Source organism: Mesorhizobium sp. M1A.T.Ca.IN.004.03.1.1 (genome assembly GCF_003997555.1).
Lineage (GTDB): Bacteria > Pseudomonadota > Alphaproteobacteria > Rhizobiales > Rhizobiaceae > Mesorhizobium.
In genome coordinates, this window is record NZ_RZTV01000067.1 from 1 (window position 1) to 404 (window position 404).

Consider the following 404-nt stretch of genomic DNA (forward strand, 5'->3'; position numbering starts at 1 on the left):
GTCACGGTGTTCGCCGTGGCCCAGGGACTGACCTATCCGCTGCTCAGTTTTATCCTGGAGCGACAGGGAACGACATCCGGGCTGATTGGCCTGTCGGCGGCGATGACGCCGCTGGGTTTCATTGTGTCGGCCCCCTTCATTCCGGCGCTTTCGCGGCGCGTGGGCGGAGCGCGGCTGGCGATCCTGTGTTCGAGCCTGGCCGCGCTCACCCTGATGACGATTGCCTGGGGGCAGGACGTCTGGGCCTGGATGCCGCTGCGCTTCCTGCTCGGCGTCTTCGCCAATCCGCTTTACGTGATCAGCGAAACCTGGCTGATCTCGATCACACCGGCGCCGCGCCGGGGCCGGATCATGGGTCTCTATTCATCGATCGTTTCGGGCGGCTTCGCCATCACCCGCTACCG

Annotated in this window: 1 protein-coding gene; it reads left to right on the forward strand. The window is 65.3% G+C overall.

All coding sequences use genetic code 11. The features are described 5' to 3' along the window. Positions 1-404 (forward strand): MFS transporter (locus EOD29_RS30705; protein ID WP_164763887.1); only part of this gene is annotated, 404 nt, incomplete at both ends.